21 protein-coding genes and 1 tRNA gene are annotated in these 22121 nt (G+C 66.1%); 6 read left to right on the forward strand and 16 right to left on the reverse strand.

Annotated elements, in window-relative coordinates; translation table 11 throughout:
- Positions 1–8 precede the first annotated feature (8 nt).
- From ACZL02_RS06430 to ACZL02_RS06440, 3 genes are all read right to left on the reverse strand, one after another.
- Positions 9–632: a hypothetical protein gene (locus ACZL02_RS06430; RefSeq protein WP_472937773.1), complete on the reverse strand. Its 624-nt coding sequence runs from the start codon at positions 630–632 to the stop codon at positions 9–11.
- An 82-nt stretch (positions 633–714) separates the two neighbouring features.
- Complete coding sequence (gene mfd, locus ACZL02_RS06435; protein WP_472938145.1) at positions 715–4083, reverse strand: transcription-repair coupling factor; 3369 nt, start codon at positions 4081–4083, stop codon at positions 715–717.
- Positions 4084–4220: 137 nt separating this feature from the next.
- On the reverse strand, positions 4221–4547 hold the full coding sequence (locus tag ACZL02_RS06440) for an FAD assembly factor SdhE (protein ID WP_472937774.1): 327 nt from the start codon (positions 4545–4547) through the stop codon (positions 4221–4223).
- Between the two features lie 87 nt (positions 4548–4634).
- Here ACZL02_RS06440 and recG point away from each other — a divergent pair, with 87 nt between their 5' ends.
- The gene (gene recG / locus ACZL02_RS06445) at positions 4635–6743 is read left to right on the forward strand and encodes an ATP-dependent DNA helicase RecG (RefSeq protein ID WP_472937775.1); all 2109 of its coding nucleotides are present in this window, start codon (positions 4635–4637) and stop codon (positions 6741–6743) included.
- 234 nt (positions 6744–6977) lie between these two features.
- Here the strand turns inward: recG and ACZL02_RS06450 are convergent, their stop codons facing one another.
- The 4 genes from ACZL02_RS06450 to ACZL02_RS06465 form a co-directional block, all read right to left on the reverse strand.
- Positions 6978–7640 carry a DUF502 domain-containing protein gene (locus ACZL02_RS06450; protein ID WP_472937776.1) on the reverse strand — a complete coding sequence of 221 codons (663 nt, stop codon included), beginning with the start codon at positions 7638–7640 and terminating at the stop codon, positions 6978–6980.
- Between the two features lie 144 nt (positions 7641–7784).
- Complete coding sequence (gene glmS, locus ACZL02_RS06455) at positions 7785–9611, reverse strand: glutamine--fructose-6-phosphate transaminase (isomerizing) (protein WP_472937777.1); 1827 nt, start codon at positions 9609–9611, stop codon at positions 7785–7787.
- 112 nt (positions 9612–9723) lie between these two features.
- A complete protein-coding gene (gene glmU, locus ACZL02_RS06460; protein ID WP_472937778.1) occupies positions 9724–11133 on the reverse strand; it encodes a bifunctional UDP-N-acetylglucosamine diphosphorylase/glucosamine-1-phosphate N-acetyltransferase GlmU in 1410 nt (469 codons plus the stop codon).
- Between the two features lie 101 nt (positions 11134–11234).
- Complete coding sequence (locus ACZL02_RS06465; RefSeq protein WP_472938146.1) at positions 11235–11990, reverse strand: cytochrome c biogenesis CcdA family protein; 756 nt, start codon at positions 11988–11990, stop codon at positions 11235–11237.
- 201 nt (positions 11991–12191) lie between these two features.
- Here ACZL02_RS06465 and ACZL02_RS06470 point away from each other — a divergent pair.
- Positions 12192–12267 (forward strand) — tRNA-Lys (locus tag ACZL02_RS06470).
- 418 nt (positions 12268–12685) lie between these two features.
- A complete protein-coding gene (locus ACZL02_RS06475; RefSeq protein ID WP_472937779.1) occupies positions 12686–13195 on the forward strand; it encodes a YciE/YciF ferroxidase family protein in 510 nt (169 codons plus the stop codon).
- 150 nt (positions 13196–13345) lie between these two features.
- On the opposite strand, the gene ACZL02_RS06480 is transcribed toward ACZL02_RS06475, so the two are convergent.
- Positions 13346–13888 carry a DUF2062 domain-containing protein gene (locus ACZL02_RS06480; RefSeq protein ID WP_472937780.1) on the reverse strand — a complete coding sequence of 181 codons (543 nt, stop codon included), beginning with the start codon at positions 13886–13888 and terminating at the stop codon, positions 13346–13348.
- Between the two features lie 37 nt (positions 13889–13925).
- Positions 13926–15110, reverse strand: a complete 1185-nt coding sequence (locus ACZL02_RS06485; RefSeq protein ID WP_472937781.1) for an OpgC family protein — start codon at positions 15108–15110, stop codon at positions 13926–13928.
- A 527-nt stretch (positions 15111–15637) separates the two neighbouring features.
- Between ACZL02_RS06485 and ACZL02_RS06490 the strand changes: the two genes are divergently transcribed.
- Positions 15638–15946 (forward strand): hypothetical protein, encoded by a 309-nt coding sequence (locus ACZL02_RS06490; protein ID WP_472937782.1) that lies wholly within the window; start codon positions 15638–15640, stop codon positions 15944–15946.
- A gap of 105 nt (positions 15947–16051) precedes the next feature.
- On the opposite strand, the gene ACZL02_RS06495 is transcribed toward ACZL02_RS06490, so the two are convergent.
- On the reverse strand, positions 16052–16696 hold the full coding sequence (locus tag ACZL02_RS06495; protein WP_472937783.1) for a hypothetical protein: 645 nt from the start codon (positions 16694–16696) through the stop codon (positions 16052–16054).
- 99 nt (positions 16697–16795) lie between these two features.
- Entirely contained in the window at positions 16796–17089 is a 294-nt protein-coding gene (locus ACZL02_RS06500; protein WP_472937784.1) for a hypothetical protein, read from the reverse strand.
- A gap of 264 nt (positions 17090–17353) precedes the next feature.
- Here ACZL02_RS06500 and ACZL02_RS06505 point away from each other — a divergent pair, with 264 nt between their 5' ends.
- Positions 17354–17773, forward strand: coding sequence for a DUF4864 domain-containing protein (locus ACZL02_RS06505; protein ID WP_472937785.1), 420 nt, complete (start codon positions 17354–17356; stop codon positions 17771–17773).
- A gap of 6 nt (positions 17774–17779) precedes the next feature.
- Here the strand turns inward: ACZL02_RS06505 and tgt are convergent, their stop codons facing one another.
- From tgt to coaD, 5 genes are all read right to left on the reverse strand, one after another.
- The gene (gene tgt, locus ACZL02_RS06510; RefSeq protein ID WP_472937786.1) at positions 17780–18910 is read right to left on the reverse strand and encodes a tRNA guanosine(34) transglycosylase Tgt; all 1131 of its coding nucleotides are present in this window, start codon (positions 18908–18910) and stop codon (positions 17780–17782) included.
- Entirely contained in the window at positions 18907–19971 is a 1065-nt protein-coding gene (gene queA, locus ACZL02_RS06515) for a tRNA preQ1(34) S-adenosylmethionine ribosyltransferase-isomerase QueA (RefSeq protein ID WP_472937787.1), read from the reverse strand. The genes tgt and queA overlap by 4 nt, the downstream gene beginning before the upstream one ends.
- Before the next feature lie 96 nt (positions 19972–20067).
- Positions 20068–20538 carry a peptidylprolyl isomerase gene (locus ACZL02_RS06520; protein WP_472937788.1) on the reverse strand — a complete coding sequence of 157 codons (471 nt, stop codon included), beginning with the start codon at positions 20536–20538 and terminating at the stop codon, positions 20068–20070.
- Positions 20539–20682: 144 nt separating this feature from the next.
- A complete protein-coding gene (locus ACZL02_RS06525) occupies positions 20683–21228 on the reverse strand; it encodes a peptidylprolyl isomerase (protein ID WP_472937789.1) in 546 nt (181 codons plus the stop codon).
- A 46-nt stretch (positions 21229–21274) separates the two neighbouring features.
- Positions 21275–21769, reverse strand: coding sequence for a pantetheine-phosphate adenylyltransferase (gene coaD / locus ACZL02_RS06530; RefSeq protein ID WP_472937790.1), 495 nt, complete (start codon positions 21767–21769; stop codon positions 21275–21277).
- 185 nt (positions 21770–21954) lie between these two features.
- Here coaD and ACZL02_RS06535 point away from each other — a divergent pair, with 185 nt between their 5' ends.
- Complete coding sequence (locus ACZL02_RS06535; RefSeq protein ID WP_472933452.1) at positions 21955–22083, forward strand: hypothetical protein; 129 nt, start codon at positions 21955–21957, stop codon at positions 22081–22083.
- The last annotated feature ends 38 nt before the right edge of the window (positions 22084–22121 follow it).

Below are 22121 nucleotides of genomic sequence, written 5' to 3' on the forward strand. Positions count from 1 at the left end.
CTCCCCCGCTAGACGATGGCCTGCCATGCCTCGGCATGGCTGCCGCCGAAGTTGGGCATGCCGCGTTTGGTCAGGCAGCCTCTTGGGGCGACGTAGCTGTCGATCCGACGGACCGGCCGCTCGTGCCAGCCGAGGTTGAACGCCCAGTATTTCGGGAAAAACTCCATCGTCGAATACGGAAGGTTGTCGTGGATCCACCAAGCGAGCTTCTGCCAGTCGCCTTCCGCCTGGAAGCGGTCCCAGAAGCTGGGAATGACGATGCAGGCGGTCGCGCCCATGCAGCCTTCGGCATCGCGCCGGTCCCAGATATGGCCGGCGAAATTCTTCGGATTGGCCGAGCAGTTGTATCCGGGCTTCCCGGCGGCCTGGAGACGGCAACCGAGATCGTTGATATCAGCTGAGCGGTAGGAGGACCGGATGGCCAGCCGGCCAAACTGATCCTGCAACGGCTCCAGTAGTTCCTCGCAGAGACGCGTGCCGGCGGCGATGGCGAGTTCCGGGTCGTCCGGCACGTTGCAGACCCCATGGATGGTGGCGATGTCGGAGTAGAGAAAGTCGCGCATGAAAAACGACTTCGAGAGCCGCGTCCGTCCAAAATCCGTCAGCGCCTGGACCGATTGAGGCCTTTTCACACGGCTTCCTTTGCTCCAACATCAGTTCAGCAGTTTCAGCTAAGCCCACAAGACTGCACTATTTTCTTCCTACCCGGCTTCGCTAAGCCGCCTTCTTCTGTGCCTCGTCCGCAAAGCGCGCCAACTGGGTGGCGATGGTGGCGGCGCCGTTGAGGCGCTTGTCCGGCGTCGGCCAGTCGCGGATGAGGACGATGGACTGGTCCGGCCGGATCTTCGCGGCCGAGCCTTGCTCGCCGATGTAGCGCACCAAGGCCCCCGGATTGGAGAAGCTCTTGTCGCGGAACTGGATCACCAGCCCCTTCGGCCCGGCGTCGAGCTTGGCGATGTTGGCGCGGCGGCAGAGCGACTTGATGAACACCACCTTCAGGAGATGCTCCACCTCGTCCGGCAGCGGGCCGAAGCGGTCGATCATCTCGGCGCCGAAAGCGTCGATCTCGCGCGCATCGGCGAGGTCGGCGAGGCGGCGGTAGAGGCTCATCCGCAGCTGCAGGTCGGGCACGTAGCCCTCCGGGATCATCACCGCGGTGCCGAGGGTGATCTGCGGCGACCACTGCCCGTCGCCAGCGTCCGGCTCGCCCTTCATCTCGGCGACCGCTTCTTCCAGCATCTGCTGGTACAGCTCGAAGCCGACCTCCTTGACGTGACCGCTCTGCTCGTCGCCGAGGAGATTGCCGGCGCCGCGCTGGTCGAGGTCGTGGCTGGCGAGCTGGAAGCCGGCGCCCAGTGTATCCAATGATTGTAGAACCTTCAGGCGCCGGTCGGCCTGGGCCGTCGGCGTCTTGTTGGCCGGGATGGTCATCAGCGCGTAGGCACGGACCTTGGAGCGCCCGACGCGGCCGCGCAGCTGGTAGAGCTGGGCGAGACCGAACATGTCGGCCCTGTGTACAATCATTGTATTCGCCGAGGGGATATCGAGCCCGGATTCCACGATGGTCGTCGACAGCAGCACGTCGTACTGGCCTTCGTAGAAGGCGTTCATGATGTCCTCGAGCTCGCCGGCGCCCATCTGGCCGTGCGCAATCGCCACCTTCAGCTCCGGCACCTGCTCGGACAGAAAATCGTGGATGCCCCGCAAGTCGGACAGGCGCGGCGCGACGTAGAAGCTTTGGCCGCCGCGGTAACGCTCGCGCAGCAGCGTCTCGCGCACCACCAACGGGTCGAACGGCGTGATGAAGGTGCGCACCGCCATGCGGTCGACCGGGGCCGTGGTGATCAGCGACAGCTCGCGCACGCCGGTCAGCGCCAGCTGGAGCGTACGCGGAATCGGCGTTGCGGAGAGCGTGAGCACGTGGACGTCGCTCTTCAGCTCCTTCAGCCGCTCCTTGTGCTTGACGCCGAAGTGCTGCTCCTCGTCGATGATGAGCAGGCCGAGGTTCTTGAAGGTGACGGCCTTGCCGAGCAGAGCATGGGTGCCGACGACGATGTCGAGCGTTCCCTCGATGAGGCCCTTCTTGGTGTTGGCAAGCTCCTTCGTCGTCACTAGGCGCGAAGCCTGGCCGATGTTCAGCGGCAGGCCGTGGAAGCGCTCGGCGAAGGTCTTGTAGTGCTGGCGGGCAAGCAGCGTCGTCGGCACCACGACAGCCACCTGCAGCCCGTTCATCGCGGCGATGAAGGCTGCGCGCAGCGCCACCTCGGTCTTGCCGAAACCGACGTCGCCGCAGATCAGCCGGTCCATCGGGCGGCCCGCAGCCAGATCGTCGGCGACGGCGTCGATGGCGCTCTGCTGGTCCTCGGTCTCCTCGTAGGGGAAGCGCGCGGCGAACTCGCCCCACAGCCCGTCGGGTGGCAGCAGTTTCGGCGCGGCGCGGGTCTGGCGCTCGGCCGCGATGCGGATGAGCCCGCCCGCCATGTCCAGCAGCCGCTTCTTCAGCTTGGCCTTGCGCGCCTGCCAGGCGCCGCCGCCGAGCTTGTCGAGCACGCCCTCGGACCCCTCGCCGCCGTAGCGCGAGAGGAGCTCTATGTTCTCGACGGGGAGGAACAGCCGGTCGGCGCCGGCATACATGATCTCCAGGCAGTCGTGCGGCGCGCCGGCAGCCTCGATCGAGCGCAGGCCGACGAAGCGGCCGATGCCGTGGTCGACGTGGACGACGATGTCGCCCTCGTCGAGGCCCGAAACCTCGGCGATGAAGTCGGCGCCGCGCTTCTTGCGCCGGGCGCGGCGGACCAGCCGGTCGCCGAGGATGTCCTGCTCGCCGATGACGGCGATGCGGTCTGTCTCGAAGCCCGCCTCGACGCCGAGCACGGCCGAGGCGACGAGGTTCTTCGGGATCTCCAGCGCCTTGACGTAGCTTTCGACGAACTTCAGCCCGCCGAGGCCTTGCTCCTCGACGACCTGCACCAGGCGCTCGCGAGAGCCCTCGCTCCAGGCGGCGAGGATCACCTTCTTGCCGGAGGCTCGAAGGTTCGAGATGTGCTCGACCGCGCGCTCGAAGACGTTGATGTCGCCGGCCGCGCGTTCGGCGGCGAAGTTGCGGCCGCGCGTGATGTCGAGGTTGACGATGGTCCGACCGGTCGCGTCGCTGAGGGCATAGGAGGACAGGCGGATGGGATCGGCGCTGGCGATGCCGCCCATCAGCTCATCTTCGGAAAGGTACAGATCGTCGGGCTCGACGGGATGGTACGGCACGGCGTCGGCTGTGCCCTCGCCCGCGCCGCGGCGACGGCTCTCGTAATGATCCTGGATGGTGGTCCGGCGCTCGCCGATCGCCTCCAGCACGAGGTGGTCGAGCACCATCGGGAAGCCCGCGGTGTAGTCGAACAGCGTGTCGAGCTTCTCGTAGAACAGCGGCAGCCAGTGCTCCATGCCGGAGAAGCGGCGGCCCTCACTGATTGCGGCGTAGAGGCCGTCATTGCGCGACGGCGCGCCGAAGCGCTTGAGGTAGCTGGTGCGGAAGCGGCTGATCGTCTCGTCCTTCAGCGTCACTTCGCTGACCGGGGCAAGCTCGAAGCTTTTGCGCTGGGCGGTCGTGCGCTGGGTGGCGGGATCGAAGGCGCGGATGGATTCCAGCGTATCGCCGAAGAAGTCGAGGCGGATGGGCTCGTCGTCGCCCGGCGCGAACAGGTCCAGGATGCCGCCGCGCACCGCGAACTCGCCGCGCTCGCGCACGGTCGCCACGCGCTCGAAGCCGCCGCGCTGCAGGACGCGCACGATGTGGTCCATCGAGATGCGGCCGCTGGCGCGGGCCGAGATCGTCTCGTCCGCCAGCACCTGCGCCGGCGGCATCTTCTGCAGCAGCGCGTTGGCGGTGGTCAGCACCAGAGCGCGGTGCGGCTCCTTGCGCAGGTTGCCGAGCGCCGTCATCGCGGACAGGCGCATAGCGGCCGCTTCGCTCGACGGGCCGACGCGGTCGTAGGGCAGGCAGTCCCAGGCCGGCAGCGACAGGATCGGCAGGTCGGGTGCGACGAAGCGGAGCGCGTCCTCCAACTCGCCCATGCGGTTGCCATTGCGCATGACGAAGACCAGCGGCGCCTTGCCGGCCCGCTCGCGCGCGATCTCCGCCAGCAGGAAAGGCTCGTAGCCGTCGATGACGTTGCCGATCGACAGGCCGTCGCGGCCCTTCAGCGCCTTCTTCAGGCGATCCTCGGCCTTCACAGGGAGCGGGTCCGCGGGCCGTCGACGCCAGGCCGATCCTCGACCGGGATCTCGTAGAACGCCTTGATGCGGCGGAAGATACCGGTGTCGTAGTTCGCCGGCACCGGCTGTTCGCCGGTCAGCCACTGGAAGAGATCGCGGTCGATCGCTTCCATCAGCACCTCGAAATCGTCCATCTCGGTCTCGTCGAGCCGGTCGATCTCGGCATCGGCGAAACGGCCGAGGACCAGGTCCATTTCCCGCGTGCCACGGTGCCAAGAGCGGAACAGCGCCTTGCGGCGGCGGATGTCGAGATCGATCGAGGAGCGGCTGGTGCCTGTCATGGTGTTCTCGGTGTTCGCAGAAGTTGCCCCGTATATAGCGCAGCACCCGGCTTGTCAGCGCCGCCGGACCCTATAAACCTCGCTGCCATGCGCCCGTCCTTGCTCGATCCTCTCTTCGCTCCGGTTACCACCCTCGACGGCGTCGGGCCGAAAGTCGCCGGCATGCTGAAGACGCTGCTGCTGGCGTCGGGCTCCGACGTCGCGCTGAGGGTACGCGACCTCCTGTTCCATCTGCCGAGCGGCCTCGTCGACCGGCGCCAGCGCGGCGAGATCGCCACCGCCCCGGAAGGTGTGATCGTCACGCTGACGGTGCGGATCGACCGGCACCTGGCGCCGCCGCGCGATGCCCGCTCGATGCCCTACCGGGTGTTCGCGACGGACGAGACCGGCGAGATCGCCCTCACCTATTTCCGCGGCCAGCCGAACTGGATGGAGAACCTCCTGCCGGTCGGCGAGACCATGCTGGTCTCGGGCAAGGTCGACTGGTTCAACGGGCGTCCCTCGATGGTGCATCCCGACTTCGTCTGCCGGATCGCCGACGCCGAGAACCTGCCGCTGGTCGAGCCGGTCTATCCGCTGACCGCCGGTCTTTCCGCCAAGGTGCTGCAGAAGTCGATTGCCGCGGGGCTCGAGGAATTGCCGGCGCTGGCCGAGTGGATCGAGCCGACGGTCGTGTCGAAGCACTCGTTCAAGCCCTTCGCGGACTCGCTGAGGCGGGTGCATCATCCCGCCGACGCGCTCGATCTCGATCCGCTGGGCGCGGCCTGGCGGCGGCTCGCCTATGACGAGTTCCTCGCCGGCCAGCTGGCGCTGGCGCTGTCGCGGCAGAAGATCAAGAAGGCGGAAGGGCGTCCGTTGCGGGGAGACGGCAGCCGCAGCGACAAGGTGCTCGCCGCCTTGCCGTTCACGCTGACAACCGGCCAGCGCAAGGCGATCGACGAGATCTGGTCCGACATGGGCGAGCACGACCGCATGCTGCGGCTGCTGCAGGGCGATGTCGGCTCGGGCAAGACCGTCGTGGCGCTGATGGCGATGGCGGCGGCGACCGAGGCCGGGGCGCAGTCGGCCTTCCTCGCGCCGACCGAAATCCTCGCCCGCCAGCACGCCATGGGCCTGCAGCCCTATTGCAAGGCGGCGGGTCTGAAGATGGTGCTGCTGACCGGGCGCGATACAGGCCGCACCCGGACGGAGAAGCTCGCGGACATCGCCGAGGGCCGCTGCGACATCGTCGTCGGCACCCATGCGCTGTTCCAGGAGAAGGTCGCCTATCACGACCTCGGGCTCGTGGTGGTGGACGAGCAGCACCGTTTTGGCGTGCACCAGCGGCTGAGCCTGACCGGCAAGGGCGAGGCGCCGGATCTCCTGGTGATGACGGCGACCCCGATCCCGCGCACGCTGGTGCTCGCGGCCTTCGGCGACATGGACGTTTCACGGCTTGAGGGGAAGCCCGCGGGGCGCAAGCCGATCGCCACCGTCGCCGTGCCGATGGACCGGCTGAACGAGATCGTCGAGCGCGCCGGCAAGGCGATCACTGAGGGCGACAAGATCTACTGGGTCTGCCCGCTGGTGGAAGAGTCCGAGAAGAGCGACCTGATGGCGGCCGAGGAGCGGCATGCGCAGCTTCAGCAGGTGTTCGGCGACAAGGTCGGCCTTGTCCACGGCCGGATGAACGGCGAGGAGAAGGACGCGGCGATGGCGGCCTTCAAGGCCGGCGACACCCGGCTGATCGTCGCCACCACCGTGATCGAGGTCGGCGTCGACGTACCCGACGCGTCGATCATCGTCATCGAGCATGCCGAGCGCTTCGGCCTCTCCCAGCTGCACCAGCTGCGCGGCCGCGTCGGCCGGGGCTCGAAGGCGTCTGCCTGCGTCCTCCTCTACCGCGCCCCGCTCGGCGAGGTCGCCAAGGCGCGGCTGGCGGTGATGCGCGAGACCGAGGACGGTTTTCGCATTGCCGAGGAGGACCTGAAGCTGCGCGGCGAAGGCGACCTGCTCGGCACCAAGCAATCCGGCCTGCCGGGCTTTCGCATCGCGCGCATGGAGGTGCATGCCGACCTCCTGGAGACCGCCCGCGACGATGCGCGGCTGGTGCTGGCGCGCGATCCCGGTCTTGAGACGCCGCGCGGCGAAGCGCTGCGGACGCTGCTCTACCTGTTCGGCCGCGAGGACGCGATCCGGCTGCTGCGGGCGGGGTAGCACGCTCGGAGAAATGCAGCGGCGAAGCTGTTTTCTTCGCCCCTCCGGGGAGAAGTGGCCGGCAGGCCGATGAGGGGAGCGTCGGTGATGGATGATCAACGGTGCAAGTCGTCACCGCCCTCTCCTACCTGCGCTCCCCTCATCCCGCTGCCGCGACCTTCTCCCCGGAGGGGAGAAGAAGGCGGTTGGGGCGTCGCAGTCTCCGGAAAAGCAAATGCTTACAACCCCTCTTCCCTACGCCTTCGACGCCGCCAGCTTGGCTGCCTCGGCTTGCGTCAGCGGTCGCTCGCTGTCGGGTCCGACGATGCCTGCGGAGATGACGAGCTTCATCGCGTCCTCGACCTTCATGTCGAGAATCCGCACGTCCTCGCGCGGCACGTAGAGGAGGAACCCGGAGGTTGGATTGGGCGTCGGCGGCAGGAAGACGGCGAGCATCTCCTTGCCGTCGGGGGCAAGGGTCGAGGCGATTTCGCCGCGTGCTTCGGTGGCGATGAGCACGATCGACCAGATGCCGCGGCGGGGATATTCGATCAGCGCCGCCGTCTTGAAAGAAGACGAGTGGTTGGCGAACACCGTCTCGAAGATCTGCTTCAGCGCGGTGTAGAGCGTGCGGACGAGCGGCGTACGGCCGAGCAGGCGCTCGCCCCAGCCGACGATCGTCTTGCCGACGAAGCTCGCGGTGAGGAAGCCGACGAGGGTGATCAGCACCAGCGCGACGACAAGGCCGAAGCCAGGGACACTGAAGACGAGGTAGTTGTCGGGGTTGTAGCGGCCGGGAATGTAGGGCTTCACCCAGCCATCCACCCATCGCACGAAGGACCAGGTCAGCCAGGCGGTGATCGCCAGCGGGGCGCAGATGATGAACCCGGTGAGGAAATAGTTGCGAATGCGGGTCATCGTCGGTTCCATCGTTCGCGCGAGATCGCCGAAATGAGCCCGGCTGCCGTTCATCGCCAAGCCTAACATGGCAAGTCCTGGGCATCGACGCCGACGGCGCCGATGCCCGCAGTTTTTTGCGATGCAGCGAAGCTGCCGCCACCGCTATTCGACGGTGACGGATTTGGCGAGGTTCCGGGGCTGGTCGACGTCCGTGCCCATGTGGACGGCGGTATGATAGGCCAGCATTTGCAACGGAACGGCGTAGACGATCGGCGTCAGGATTTCCGGCATGTCAGGGAGGACGATGACTTCGGCCGACGGCATGGCGCCGGCGGCAGCGCCCTTCTCGTCGGTGATGAGGATGATGCGACCGCCGCGTGCGGCGACTTCCTGCATGTTCGAGACGGTCTTCTCGAAGGCGCGGTCGTGCGGCGCGATGACGATCACCGGCATGGTCTCGTCGACCAGCGCGATGGGTCCGTGCTTCAGTTCGCCCGCTGCATAACCTTCTGCGTGGATGTAGCTGATTTCCTTAAGCTTCAGCGCTCCTTCCAGCGCCAGCGGATAGCTGAAGCCGCGGCCGAGATAGAGCGCGTGCTTGTGGGTGGACAGTTCGCGGGCGATGGCCTCGATCTGGCTCTCCAGCTTGAACGCCTCGTTGACGAGGCGTGGCGCCTCTGCCAGCGCCCGGGTCATCGCCAGTTCCTCGTCCGGCGAGATCACGCCGCGATCGACGCCGGCGCGGATCGACAGGGCGGCCATCGCCATCAGCTGGCAGGTGAAGGCTTTCGTCGAGGCGACGCCGATCTCGGGGCCGGCGAGCGTCGGCAGGACGATATCGGCTTCGCGCGCAATGGTGGATTCCTGGACGTTGACGACCGCCGCCGTCTTCAGCCCCATCTGCTTGGCGTAGCGCAGCGAGGCCAGCGTATCCGCGGTCTCGCCGGACTGCGAGACGAAGAGCGCGAGGTCGACGTCGCCGAGCGGGCTCTCGCGGTAGCGGAACTCGGAGGCGACGTCGATGTCGCAGGCGATCCGGGCATGCCGCTCGAAATAGTAGCGGCCGGTGAGGCCGGCGAGATAGCCGGTGCCGCAGGCCGAGATCGCCATGCGCTGGACGTTGGTGAAATCGAGTGCCTGGCTGCCGGGGATCCGGGTGCGGCCGGTGGTCATGTCGACGAAGGCGCCGAGGGTGTGGCCGATGACTTCGGGCTGCTCGTAGATCTCCTTCTGCATGAAGTGGCGGTGATTGCCCTTGTCGACGTAGAAGGCCTTGCCGACCGAACGGCGGATCGGCCGCGTCACGGCCGTGCCGTCGACGTCGAAGATCTCGGCGCCGTCATGGCTGAGCACGACGAAGTCGCCGTCCTCGAGGTAGCGTACGCTATCGGTGAAGGGCGAGAGGGCGATGGCGTCCGAGCCGAGGAACATCTCGCCTTCGCCGACGCCGACGGCGAGCGGCGAGCCGCGGCGGGCGCCGATGAGGAGGCTCTCCTCGCCGCTGAAGATGAAGGCCAGCGCGAAGGCGCCCTCGAGCTGCTTCAGCGACGCCTGCACCGCCTCGCGCGGAGCCGCCCCGCGGTCCATGGCGCGGGTGACGAGGATGGCGACCGTCTCGGTGTCGGTCTCGCTCTCGAACACGTAGCCGTCCGCCTCGAGATCGGCGCGCAACTCGCGGAAATTCTCGATGATGCCGTTGTGGACGACGGCGAGCGTCTTCGTCGCATGCGGGTGTGCGTTGCGCACGGTCGGGGCGCCGTGCGTCGCCCAGCGGGTGTGGCCGATGCCGATCGTGCCGGCGAGCGGATGCTGCTTGAGGTGTGCCTCGAGATTGGCAAGCTTGCCCTCGGCGCGGCGCCGATCGAGCCCGTCGACCGACAGCGTCGCGATGCCGGCGGAATCATAGCCGCGGTATTCCAGCCGCTTCAGCGAGTCGACGAGGCGCCCGGCCACGGGCTGACGGCTGACGATACCGATGATGCCACACATGCAGTGCATCTCCTGAAAAGCAAAATGGTTGCGGCCGAAAGCCGCTGGCACCGGGGGTAGCGGTTCCGCACCGCCGCCGTCGACACAAGTTTGATTGCCGCCGGCAACAGGCTCAGTCCGGCGTCTTCGCCTTGGCCAGCTTGGCGGCCTTCGTCGCGGCATTCTTCGCCGCCTTCGCCGCGGCATTGCGCGCGGCGATCTGCCGGCCGCGATCGGGCATGGTGACCTGACGGCTGCGGGCGATGGCGAGCGCGCCGTCCGGCACGTCCTCGGTGACGACGCTGCCGCTGCCGATATAGGCGCCCTCGCCGATCCGCACCGGGGCGACGAGGGCCGAGTTCGAGCCGACGAAGGCGTCCGCGCCGATCTCGGTATGGTGCTTCAGCGCGCCGTCGTAATTGCAGGTGATCGTCCCGGCGCCGATATTGGCGTTCGCGCCGATCGTGGCGTCGCCGATATAGCTGAGATGGTTGAGTTTCGCGCCCGGGCCGAGCCTGGCGTTCTTGGTCTCGCAGAAATTTCCGACCTTGGCGCCTTGCCCGAGCTCCGTTCCCGGGCGCAGCCGGGCAAACGGTCCGATCGCGACATTCTCGGCGATCTCGGCGCCCTCGATATGCGAGAAGGCGTGGATGACGCTGCCGGCGCCGACCGAGACGCCGGGTCCGAAGACGACGTTCGGCTCGATCAGGACATCGGCGGCAAGCCGGGTATCGAAGGCGAGGAAGACGGTTTCCGGCGCGATCAGGCTGACGCCGGACAGCATGACCTCGCGGCGACGGCGCTGCTGCCACAGCGTCTCGACAGCGGCGAGCTCGACGCGGGTGTTGACGCCCAGCACCTCCGACGCCTCCGCCTCGATGGCGCGGACGCTGCGGCCGTCGGCCCGGGCGATCTCGACGATGTCGGTGAGGTAGTATTCGCCCTTGGCGTTGGCGTTGCCGATCTCAGCGAGTAGCGCCATCGCGTGCTCGCCGGCGATCGCCATCACGCCGCCATTGCAGAAGTCGATCTGCCGCTCGGCCTCGGTCGCATCGCGTTCCTCGCGGATTGCCAGAAGCTCGCCGCCCGCCTCGATCAGGCGGCCGTAGCCGGTCGGGCTCGGCGTCCGGAAGCCGACGACGCAGACGCTGGCGCCGGCGGCGAGCGCATCACGGGCCAGCGACAGCGTCTCCGGCCGCACCAGCGGCGTGTCGCCGAAGAGGATGAGGATGTCGTCGTACCCCTCCTCGATGGCGGTGCGGGCCGCGAGCACCGCATGGCCGGTGCCGAGGCGCTCGGTCTGGAGGTGCGCGCTGACCTTGCCGGTCGTTCCCGCGAGCGCTGCGGTAACGGTCGCCTGCACCGCCTCGGCGCCGCGGCCGACCACCAGCGCCGTCCGGTCGGAGCCGGCGGCCGCGGCGGTGAGCGCGGCATGGCAGACCATCGGCAGACCGGCGACGGGGTGCAGGACCTTCGACATCGCCGATTTCATCCGCGTGCCCTCGCCGGCGGCAAGGATGATCGAAAGGCAGGAACGGGACATGGCGGGCTTCCGGTGTTGAGGCCTGGATCACCTGGCTTAGCAGGCGTTCCTGAGCAAGCGGTGAATGCCGCGCCGCGGCGGCTGGGCGGGGTCGGCTGGCCTCACGTCGCCAGGCGTTCGACGTCCATCAGGGCCGGAAACGTGTCGAGCAGCCAGAACGAGACCGCCTGCATGCCACCGGTCAGGAAGAGGATGCCGGTGATCACCAGGAGCCCGCCCATCACCTTCTCGACCTTGCCGAAATGCTGCCGGAACCGCCCCATCCACCGCAGGAAGACACCGGAGAAGGCCGCGGCGAGAAGGAAGGGAATGCCAAGGCCCGCGGAGTAGAAGGCGAGCATCGTCGCGCCTTCGGCGACCGTGCTGCGTGCGCCGGCAAGGCCGAGAATGGCGCCGAGCACCGGCCCGATGCAGGGCGTCCAGCCGAAGGCGAAGGCAAGGCCCATCAGATAGGCGCCGAGAACGCTGCGCGGCTTGTCCGGCGATCTAAATCGCTTCTCGCCCGAGAGAAAGGCGATGCGGAACACGCCGAGGAAGTTGAGGCCCATGACGATGATCGCGATGCCCGCGACGATGCCGAGCCAGTCGAGGTTCTGCCTGAGCAGGCGCCCGACCGAACTCGCGCCGGCGCCGAGCAGGATGAAGACGGTCGAGAAGCCGAGCACGAACACCAGAGCCGTCGCCAGCACCCGGACATAGCCGCGGCCGGTCGCCTTCATCTGCGGCCCGGCCTTCAGGTCCTCGATGGAGACGCCGGCCATGTAGCAGAGATAGGGCGGCACCAGCGGCAGCACGCAAGGCGACAGAAAGGACAGGGCGCCGGCGAGGACAGCGGTCGGATAGGACAGATCGTCGATCACGCAGGTTCCTTTCGGGCGAAGACGTCGGCCCCCTTCCCCGTCTCCTAGCCGTCGCAAGCGCCAGCGGCAAACCGAACGGGGACATCCCTGCGTGATCTCGTCAAAAGGCTGGGTGTCGGCGGCTTTAGCGGTTGACCGCTCGATCCTTGCTTTCTATGTTCCGCGCGATTCAGCGATCGGCCTCGGCCATCGACGGACGAGCGCGTAGCTCAGTTGGTAGAGCAACGGACTTTTAATCTGTAGGTCCCGGGTTCGAGCCCCGGCGCGCTCACCAATCAATTTCGATTTCCCGTATCCTGTTTTAGCTCTCCTTAGCCTCATAGCCGCGGTACATCGTCAACGACGAGGTTTTCGGGGCTTGGTGATCGAAGCCCTGCAGCGTCGTTGGCATCGTCTGCGCTACGGACGGAGCACGATGATGCCGTTCGGAGCTGGCACGACCGCATCATGGCGGACGCCATCAGCGACCATTCCGACGTAGGCTGGCGACATTTTTTCCGACCCGCACGCACTTCCATCAAGGGCGCGGACTGCCAAAGCTGCAACTTATGATCCTCCACGAGAGCCTTCGCGGCGCTCGAAACCTAACGCCTGCGTACGCTTTGGCGCGGTCGGGCGAGCGTCGGAACGGTTGCATAGGCCGAGGGTTCAGCTTCGCGACCGCCAGCAAGCGGCAATCATCGGAGAAGACTATGGCCCAGGAAAAGACGCTCGAAGACGCTTTCTACGAGACGCTGAAGGATGTGTACTTCGCCGAGAAGCAGTCGGTGAAGGCGTTGAAGAAATCGGCGAAGGCGGCCCAGTCGCCGGAGTTGAAGCAGGCCTTTCTCGACCATGCTGAGGAATCGGCAGCCCAGGTCGAGCGGCTGACGCAGGCTTTCGAGATCATCGGCAAGCCGGCCCGCGCCAAGACCTGCGAAGCCATGGTCGGCATCACCAGCGAGATGGAATCGGACCTCGAGGACTTCGGCGGGACCGAGGCGTCGGACGACGTTCTGATCGGTTGCGCGCAGGCCATCGAGCACTATGAGATCGCCCGCTACGGCCTGCTGAAGGCCTGGGCGACGAAGCTCGGCTACGACGAGGCCGCCGCGCTCTTCGATGCGACGTTGCAGGAGGAGAAGAAGGCAGACGAGTTGCTGACCAAGATCGCCAGCGGTTCGGCGCCGGCGAAGCCCAAAGCGTCCAAGAAGGCAGCCTAGGCGCTACGCTATTTGATGAGGTTTGAGAGAGGGTCGCGGTTTGCCGCGGCCCTTTTTTTTTATGGTCGTCGAGCCCGCTCATCTCGGTGCGAGAGCATGGCCGGCGTTGGAATATGCCCACCCCCGGCTCATTCGACCGTGTGCCCGGATTTACCGGGCGGCGCGGACGAGGGCGCGTTGACGCCAACGGCGGCGGACGCGTGCGGTCCAGTAGAAACGGGCGAGGAAGAAGCCGGCGATGCTAGACACCGCCGCGAAGATCGACAGTCCGATCGCCAACGGCAGCAGAAAGCGGCCAAAGCTCCAGCCTGTCTCGTCCACGACCACATCGTCCGCCATCGCCATCACCTGGTCCTCGGTCAATTCGCCGCCGTCGCCCGAACCGAGGAGGAAGCTTCCGACGCGGTAGGCGGCATAATAGATCGGCGGAAAGGTCAGCGGGTTGGTTACAAGGGTGAAGCTCGCGGCAACGACGACGTTGGCCCGGACGCTCAGCGCCAGGACCGCCGCGACGATGATCTGGCCCACCGGGATAAGGAAGCCCGCGACGAGGCCTAGCGCCACGCCGCGGGAAACGGACCGCCGGTTGAAGTGCCAGAGCGCCGGGTGTGCCAGCCGGTGGGCGAACGGTCTGATCCAGCGGTTCGCGAGGAGCGTTTCGCGGGAGACGACGAAGCGCTTCAGCCATTTCATTCGCAACGCTGCCTGGCTTTGGAGAGTCGCGCCGGGATCATGCGGCTTTTCCTTCCACCCGTCCGAAGAGGCGGGCGCGCTCACGGTAGATGGCCGGCAACGAGAGAAGGGCGATGCAGCCGAAAGCGATCGTCGTCTTCAGCAACTGGCTGAACCGGGGTGTCTCGAAGTCGACGAACCGAACGAGATACACGATGATCACGTGCCAGACGTAGACCTGCAGCGAGTGCCGGCCGAGAAGGCGCAGGAACGGCAGCTTGAAAAGCCAGGACATGAGGCCTGCGAACCGGCGCACGCGGGCGGACGCATGTTCCGGGCCCGCCACCAGCAGCCAGGCGAGGCCGGACGCCGCCGCGGTGAAGTTCAAGAGGTAGACGAGGCCGAACTCGGAGCGGTTCTCGTAGCTCTGGAAGGTGCCGAGAATATCGATCGGCATGTAGTCGTGCGCCGTCGCGAAGCGGAATGGCAGGAAGAACAGGCAGACCGACAAGGCGGTCATCGGCAGCAGCGTGTCGTCCGGACGGAAGACCTTTTGCCAGTCGACCCGGTTCATCGCGGTCAGCACGCCAAGAACGAGACCGAAGACGAACACGATCTGCCAGGCCATGAGGTTGAAGTTGACCCGCAGCCCGTGTCCGGTATCGCCGGCCAGCCAGGTGTTGAGCGGGGCCGTCAGCGGACGCTGGACCCCGAACTGCGCCGCCAGCCACAGCAGGAACGAGCCAATCAGAACCTGATGCCACTGCCCCTTGAGACAGGCGAGGATCAGGAACGGCGAGATCAACATGTAGACGATATACTGCGGCAGGATGTCCATGTAGGTCGGCTGGAACAGCAGCAAGCCGGCGCTCACGGCGCGAAACGGGTTGCGCCAGTCGAGGTCGGCCATCCAGTCGACCCAGCCGAGCTTGGCCGCCGGCACCAACAGCGCCATCGTCATCGCGAAGGCCAGCAGAAACAGGGTCTGCCGGTAAAGGTCCCCTGCCCTCGACCAGACGCCGCTCGCCGCCGTCAGGAAGCCCTTCCGCTCCATTCGGCCGGCATAGACCATGCCGACGAGGAGGCCCGAAAGGAAGACGAAGCCCTGCGCGTCCTCGACGAAGGCGAGCTGGCGATGGTTGATTTCGACCAGCCAGTAGCCGCCGTCGAAGGCCAGGTGGTTGATGAGCATGAAGACGAGGAAATAGCCCCGCAGCCCATCGATCAGATCCAGTCGCTTCATCATGCCATCCTGCTTCGCGCGGACCGGCGCAGGGGTGACCGGCCGTAAGGCAGGCTGGTCGACTACCCCACCCCCCGCGTGACGGCAACCTGCCCTGGCCACTGGAGCGGTGCGAAAGGCGTGACCTGCGGCTTCGGCAGAAGCTCTAGTTCGCGAGACATCGGACCAGAAATCGCGAAGCCGGCCATGAGCCGAGCCCTTCGAGCAACTGGTAATCTCTACTTGCTAGAATTGAATTGATTCTCTCAAAATCTTCTACCGCCAGTTTAAGTTTTACTAAGCTTGCAAGACTTTACTGAATTCGATAATCATGACAAATATCCGCTGGACAAACCGCCATTTATAGACGTGATGGTAATCATAGTCTTTAAATGGCCCCGCGTGTCGTCTGCAATGACGGTGAGGCGGTAAAGGTGGTTTCTTGCCTCATGCCAACTGGATACGGAATAAGCCGGGATGGTTGAAAGATCCCTGCGCCAGAGCCGCCGTTTGCCGGCGTCCCTTCCCGGGGCGAGGTGGATAGGGCGATGTTCAGGCTCGCTTCGGTGGAATTCAGCAACAGACGTGTCCTCATCGTCGAAGGTCACCTCGAAACGGCAAGCCGCATGGCCAGGGACGTCGCGATCTCGGGCGGCGTCGTGGTCGCCACCGTGGCGGACATTGCGGCCATGCTGGCAGCTTTCGAGTATCCACGGGACATCGACTGCGTGATGCTGGACGCGCATACCCTCGCGCAGGCGCCTGTCTTCGTGCCGGAATGGCTGCAGGACCGGCACGTGCGCCTGGTCGTCGTCATCACTTGGGACGACTGGTTTCTAAACGACGAGGAAAGCTGAGAGCAGGAAACCGTCGTCCCGCAGTCTTCGGCGCCATGCGGCCGTCGCTGCGTCATATGGCAGCATGGGAATGCGGACGTTGCCGGCCGCACTCCCGTTTCAGCATTACATCGGCGGGACGACGCCGTTCTTTCCGACGACGACGAATGCGCCCTGGAGCGAATTGTCAGCCTGCTTCTGAGCCGGGATGAAGACGGTGGCACCGGCGACGAGATCGCTTTTGTCGGCCGGGCCAAAGGTCACCACCGGCGTATTTGCGGGAACCGAGACGGCCTTCTCGTTGCCGCCGCTATAGGACAGCGTCAGGTTGCGGCCGTCGACCGCGGTCACAGCATTCGTCACGGTCGCGTTCGTCATCGTGCTGTTGGGCTGGAGGTCCCAGGGATAGTGCCCCTCGCCCGTCCCGGCCATCCCCGCCGGGAACACCAGAACTTCCAGGGCGCCGGATGATCCGTCGGCCTTGGGCGCCGCCGCGACGCCGACGAAGTCGCCCGCCTTGATCTCGGCGAGCGAGGCCTTGGTCACGGTTCCGACCTTCCAGCCTTCCTTCAGCATGACCTTGACGTCCGTCCCGTCGCGCGACTTCACGTCTAGGACGGAGCCGTCGAGCGACACGATTGTGCCGCGGACCCGGACGGCGTTCGCCGGCGGTGCCTGGGCAAAGGCCGGAGCGACGGTGGCGACGACGAGGGTAGCGACGGCCGAAGCCGCCAGGAGACGGCGTACCGGCCGCATCTGATTAATGAACATGGTCTTCCACTCGCTTTGTTGGGATAGCGCTGACTGAGCACGATCGGTCCGATGACGCGACGCACAAGCCGGTGATGGCGTCAGTTGTTGGCGAAGGTGCTAGCGGTCGCAGCGGCTGTAGCGGGGATCGACGTTGCGATCATCGCGGCAGTCGTCCCGCCGGTCATCGCGACGGTCGTAGCGATCGCTTCGTCCATCGCGTCCGTCATAGCGTCCGCGCGGACCGCGGTCGTCGCGATAGTCCGGCTGGCGGTTGTCGACGATGACGGGGCCGCGGCCGACCGGGCCCTCGTTGATCGCGCGGTCATAGGCGCCGCCACGGTTGTTGGTTTCGCAGCCGGTCAAGGCCAGCGAGCAGAGCCCGAGGCTGAGAAGCACGATTGTCGATTTCATGAGAAAATCCCGTACCGGAAAGTCGGTCATTCTCTCAGCTAGCGCCGGTGAAGGGTTTTCCCATGCGCGATAATGGATTCAGGGCCAATGGGTGCAGGCGCCGCGGATTTTCGATCGAGGGATAGCGACAAGCGCCCTGATAGAGGGCCTGATCGCCCGATCCGTCACGTGGATTTGATAGGCCGGGGATAGCCAGGCAAGCCGTTTCATCAGACGCTATCGTCGTCGAACGGAAGGATCACCCTCGACCGGAAGGAGCTGTCAATGCGCCGGACCTTGCATGCCCTCGCCCTTGCCGCCCTGCTGATGCCTTCCTGGCCCATTTCCGCGCTCGCCGACGACTCGTCCGACGTCAAGGCGGTCATTTCGGGCCAGCTGCAGGCGTTCAAGTCCGGCGATGGCCCGACGGCCTATTCCTACGCGGCGCCCAACATCAAGCAGATGTTCCCGAGCGAGACGGCGTTCATGGCTATGGTCGAGGGCGGCTACGCGCCCGTCTTCAGGTCGAGCAACGCCGTCTTCGGCAGCATCAGCGCGGAGGGCAAAGGTTTCCGACAGGAGGTCTATCTCACCGACAAGTCCGGCCAAAGCTATATCGCGAGCTATACGCTCGAGCGTCAGCCGGATGGATCGCTGAAGATCACCAGTTGCGCGATCCGAAAGGGTACCGACGTTTCCGCCTGAGGAAGCCTACAGCTTCGCCAGGTCGCCGCGGGCCCAGCCTTCGCTGACGGCCGCGGCATGATCGGCAAAGCTGCCGGCGGAAATCGCCGTACGCAACCCGTCCATCAGGCTCTGGTAGTAGGCGAGATTGTTCCAGGTGAGCAGCATCGCGCCCAGCGCCTCGTCGGATTTGACGAGGTGGTGCAGGTAGGCGCGGCTGTAGTCGCGGGCCGCCGGGCAGTCCGACTCCGCGTCGAGCGGACGGTGATCGTCGGCATGGCGGGCGTTCTTGAGGTTGACCTTGCCGAAGCGGGTGAAGGCGAGGCCGTGGCGCCCGGCCCGCGTTGGCATCACGCAGTCGAACATGTCGATGCCGCGGGCGACGGACTGGACGATATCGTCGGGCGTCCCAACGCCCATGAGATAGCGCGGCTTCTCGTGCGGCAGCGCCGGTAGCGTCTCGTCGAGCGTCTTCAGCATCACGTGCTGCGGCTCGCCGACGGCAAGGCCGCCCATCGCATAGCCCTTGAGGTCCATGGCCGCGAGACGCTGGGCGGATCGCAGGCGGAGGTCCGGAATGTCGCCGCCCTGGACGATGCCGAACATCGCCTTGCCGGCCTGCGTTCCGAACGCCTTGGCGGACCGCTCGGCCCAGCGCAGCGACATCTCCATCGCCCGCTCGATCTCGGCGCGCTCGGCCGGTAGCCGCACGCATTCGTCGAGCTGCATCTGGATGTCGGAGTCCAGGAGGTTCTGGATCTCGATCGAACGCTCAGGCGTTAGCGCGTGCGCCGAACCGTCGATGTGCGAGCGGAAGGTGACGCCGGTCTCGTCGAGCTTTCGAAGGTTCGCGAGCGACATCACCTGGAAGCCGCCAGAATCGGTGAGGATCGGGTGCGGCCAGCGGGCGAACTCGTGCAGGCCGCCTTGCCGCGCGACGCGCTCGGCGCCGGGCCGCAGCATCAGGTGGTAGACATTGCCGAGGATGATGTCGGAGCCGAGATCGCGCACCTGGTCGAGATACATCGCCTTGACCGTGCCGCCGGTGCCGACCGGCATGAAGGCCGGCGTGCGGACGGTGCCGCGGGGCATGGTGATCTCGCCGCGGCGGGCGAGGCCGTCGGTGGCCAGCAGGCGGAACTGGAAGCTGTCGCTCACCGGTCGGTCCTTCGTTCGAGCAGGCAGGCATCGCCATAGGAGTAGAAGCGGTAGCCGCTGGAGATCGCGTGCGCATAGGCCGCCCGCATGGTGTCGAGGCCGGAGAAGGCGGAGACCAGCATGAACAGCGTCGAGCGCGGCAGATGGAAATTGGTGAGGAGCACGTCGACCGCCCGGAACCGGTAGCCCGGCGTGATGAAGATCGAGGTCGGGCCGTCGAAGGGCGTGATCTCTCCGTCCTCCGTCGCCGCGCTTTCGAGGAGGCGCAGCGAGGTCGTGCCGACGGCGACGATGCGCGCGCCGTTTGCCCGCGCCGCGTTGAGGCGGGCGGCGGTCTCGGCATCGATGCGGCCGATCTCGGCATGCATGCGGTGCGCCTCGGTGTCATCTGCCTTCACCGGCAGGAACGTCCCTGCCCCGACATGCAGCGTCAAGTACTCGCGGGTGACGCCGGCAGCGTCCAGCTCGGCGACGAGATCCGGCGTGAAGTGGAGGCCGGCCGTCGGCGCGGCGACGGCGCCGTTCTCGCGGGCGTAGATCGTCTGGTAATCGGCGGTATCCTGCGCATCGACCGGGCGCTTGGAGGCGATATAGGGCGGCAGCGGCAGGATGCCGGTCTCGGCCAGCGCCGCATCGAGCGCTGGGCCGCCGCGGTCGAAGACGAGAAGAGCCTCGCCGCCCTCGCCCTTTTCCACCAGAACAGCGGACAGACCGCCGGGCGCGGGGTCGAACACCAAGGTCTCACCCGCGACGATGCGCTTGCCGGGCTTCAGAAAGGCCTGCCAACGGTCCGGCGCCACGCGCATGTGCAGCGTCGCCTCGACCTTGGCGGCGGTGTCGCCGCGGTGACGCAGGCCCGTCAGTCGGGCGGGGATGACGCGGGTATCGTTGAACACGAGGATGTCGCCGCGCCGCAGGAGCTGCGGCAGGTCGGCGATGGTCCGGTCGGCCAGCTTCCCTTCCGGCTGCACCGAGAGAAGCCGTGCGGCAGCACGCGGCACGGCGGGGCGGAGCGCAATGCTGGCCTCGGGCAAATCGAAATCGAACGCATCGACGCGCATGGCGCCCTCTTCGTAAAATGGAAAAACCGCCCGGCCTTGTCGGCCGGGCGGATGGAGATGTCACCTACGCCTTTCGGCGTGCAGTCTGTGCAGACATCAGAGGTCGGCGGCGACCCGCATGGTGATGATCGAGTCGGGATCGCGCACGGGCTCGCCCTTCTTGATCTGGTCGATGACGTCCATGCCCTCGATCACTTCGCCCCAGACCGAGTACTGCTTGTCGAGCCAAGGGGCGCGTTCGAAGCAGACGAAGAACTGCGAGTTCGCCGAGTTCGGGTTGCCGGTGCGGGCCGCCGAGACGGTGCCGCGCTTGTGCGGCTCGGCCGAGAACTCTGCTTTGAGGTCCGGCTTGTCGGAGCCGCCGGCGCCGGTGCCGGTCGGATCGCCGGTCTGCGCCATGAAGCCGTCGATGACGCGGTGGAACACGACGCCGTCGTAGAACTTCTCGCGCGCCAGTTCCTTGTAGCGGGCGACATGGCCCGGTGCGAGGTCGGGACGGAGCTTGATGACGACCTTGCCCTTGGTGGTCTCGAGGACGAGCGTGTCTTCCGGATTTTCGTAGGCCACGTTTGTCTCCTTCTGTGCGGCGGCGTCGTGCCGCCCGGGATAAAAGGCATGCCGGACCCGCCTCACGGCGCCGCCCGGCATTACGATGGTCAGCAAATGGACGATCGGCCGCCCGGAAACAAGCCCGGCGGCACGAACCGTGCCTTACTTGTCGCTGACGGTAACCTTCAGCATCTTGTCGGGATTGCTGACCGAGCCGTTGTCGGCAGCATCGCCCTTCTTGATCTTGTCGACGACGTCCATTCCCTTGGTGACGTTGCCGACCACGGTGTACTGGCCGTTCAGGAAGTCGCCGTCGTCGAGCATGATGAAGAACTGCGAGTTCGCCGAATCTGGGCTCGACGAGCGGGCCATGCCGACCGCGCCGCGCTTGAACTGTTCCTTGCTGAACTCCGCCTTGAGGTCCGGCAGGTCCGAACCGCCGGCGCCGGTGCCGGTCGGGTCGCCGGTCTGGGCCATGAAGCCGTCGATCACGCGGTGGAAGACGATGCCGTCGTAGAAGCCCTTCTTGGCGAGCGCCTCGATCTGCTTCACGTGGTTCGGCGCGATATCCGGACGCAGCGCGATGTCGATCTCGCCATCCTTGGTGGTGATGACCAAGGTGTCCTTGGCGCTGGCCGCGGAAACCGCGCCGGCAAGGCTCGAGAGGGTGATCGCGGCGGCGAGGCCGAACTGGGCGAGGCGCTTCATGGTGTCTTCCCGGGATGATTGATCTGGTGAGTGGAAACTAGCGTCGTCAGGCGAACTTCAACCTCAGCGCGGCGGCGACCGCCGGCGGAACGAAAGGCGACACGTCGCCCGACATGGCGGCGATCTGGCGGACCAATGTGGCGGTTATGGGCCTGAACGCCGGGCGCGCCGGCAGGAACAGCGTCACCAGCGCCGGCGCGAGCGTGTCGTTCATGCCGGCCATCTGCATCTCGTAATCGAGATCCGACCCGTCGCGCACCCCCCGCACCAGCGCCGTCGCAGCCTCGCGGCTGGCAAGGTCGACCACCAGGCCGTCGAAGGAAACGATGTCCACCGCGCAGGCGGACTTCGGGTCTGCATCGAGCACCGATCGGATCAGGTCTGCCCGCTCCTCGAAGCTGAACAGGGGTTGCTTGCCGGGATGGACGCCGATGGCCACCACAAGGCGGTCGAACAGCCGTGTCGACTGCCGGATGAGGTCGAGATGCCCCAAGGTCAACGGATCGAATGAACCGGGGTAGAGCGCGGTACGGGACGGCATCGGAACGGCCACATCCTTCAATTTTGTAATTTCTTCAGCATGTTGCGAAACCAAGGATCAATGCCTTTTCCGCTACAAGGAAAGCGCGGAAGGTCAGCGCCCAACAGTCGGTTCTGCACTAAATTCTTGGGCGTGGAACGATCAGCGTAAGACTTCGTTAATTCCAGGACAATCGGAGAAGTAACATGCTGGTTTTTGCGCTTGCCCTCGCCATGGCTGCCGGACTCTGCACCGCCACCGCCGTCGCCCTGCACAACGAGGCGGAAAATTCGCGGGTTAAAGTCGTCGCACGGCGCCACCGTCCGATGAACTGATCGTTACGCTGGGCACGTTCGCTCAGTTCGATTCCGAC

The sequence above is a fragment of the Mesocryomonas fontinalis genome (genome assembly GCF_055730125.2).

Excerpts from the sequence above, each read along its gene's own strand:
- mfd (WP_472938145.1), bottom strand. The coding sequence starts at position 4,083 with ATGCGCAATGGCAACCGCATGGGCGAGTTGGAGGACGCGCTCCGCTTC.
- ACZL02_RS06440 (WP_472937774.1), bottom strand. The coding sequence starts at position 4,547 with ATGACAGGCACCAGCCGCTCCTCGATCGATCTCGACATCCGCCGCCGC.
- recG (WP_472937775.1), top strand. The coding sequence starts at position 4,635 with ATGCGCCCGTCCTTGCTCGATCCTCTCTTCGCTCCGGTTACCACCCTC.
- ACZL02_RS06450 (WP_472937776.1), bottom strand. The coding sequence starts at position 7,640 with ATGACCCGCATTCGCAACTATTTCCTCACCGGGTTCATCATCTGCGCC.
- glmS (WP_472937777.1), bottom strand. The coding sequence starts at position 9,611 with ATGTGTGGCATCATCGGTATCGTCAGCCGTCAGCCCGTGGCCGGGCGC.
- glmU (WP_472937778.1), bottom strand. The coding sequence starts at position 11,133 with ATGTCCCGTTCCTGCCTTTCGATCATCCTTGCCGCCGGCGAGGGCACG.
- ACZL02_RS06475 (WP_472937779.1), top strand. The coding sequence starts at position 12,686 with ATGGCCCAGGAAAAGACGCTCGAAGACGCTTTCTACGAGACGCTGAAG.
- ACZL02_RS06480 (WP_472937780.1), bottom strand. The coding sequence starts at position 13,888 with ATGAAATGGCTGAAGCGCTTCGTCGTCTCCCGCGAAACGCTCCTCGCG.
- ACZL02_RS06485 (WP_472937781.1), bottom strand. The coding sequence starts at position 15,110 with ATGAAGCGACTGGATCTGATCGATGGGCTGCGGGGCTATTTCCTCGTC.
- ACZL02_RS06490 (WP_472937782.1), top strand. The coding sequence starts at position 15,638 with ATGTTCAGGCTCGCTTCGGTGGAATTCAGCAACAGACGTGTCCTCATC.
- ACZL02_RS06495 (WP_472937783.1), bottom strand. The coding sequence starts at position 16,696 with ATGTTCATTAATCAGATGCGGCCGGTACGCCGTCTCCTGGCGGCTTCG.
- ACZL02_RS06500 (WP_472937784.1), bottom strand. The coding sequence starts at position 17,089 with ATGAAATCGACAATCGTGCTTCTCAGCCTCGGGCTCTGCTCGCTGGCC.
- ACZL02_RS06505 (WP_472937785.1), top strand. The coding sequence starts at position 17,354 with ATGCGCCGGACCTTGCATGCCCTCGCCCTTGCCGCCCTGCTGATGCCT.
- queA (WP_472937787.1), bottom strand. The coding sequence starts at position 19,971 with ATGCGCGTCGATGCGTTCGATTTCGATTTGCCCGAGGCCAGCATTGCG.
- ACZL02_RS06525 (WP_472937789.1), bottom strand. The coding sequence starts at position 21,228 with ATGAAGCGCCTCGCCCAGTTCGGCCTCGCCGCCGCGATCACCCTCTCG.
- coaD (WP_472937790.1), bottom strand. The coding sequence starts at position 21,769 with ATGCCGTCCCGTACCGCGCTCTACCCCGGTTCATTCGATCCGTTGACC.
- ACZL02_RS06535 (WP_472933452.1), top strand. The coding sequence starts at position 21,955 with ATGCTGGTTTTTGCGCTTGCCCTCGCCATGGCTGCCGGACTCTGCACC.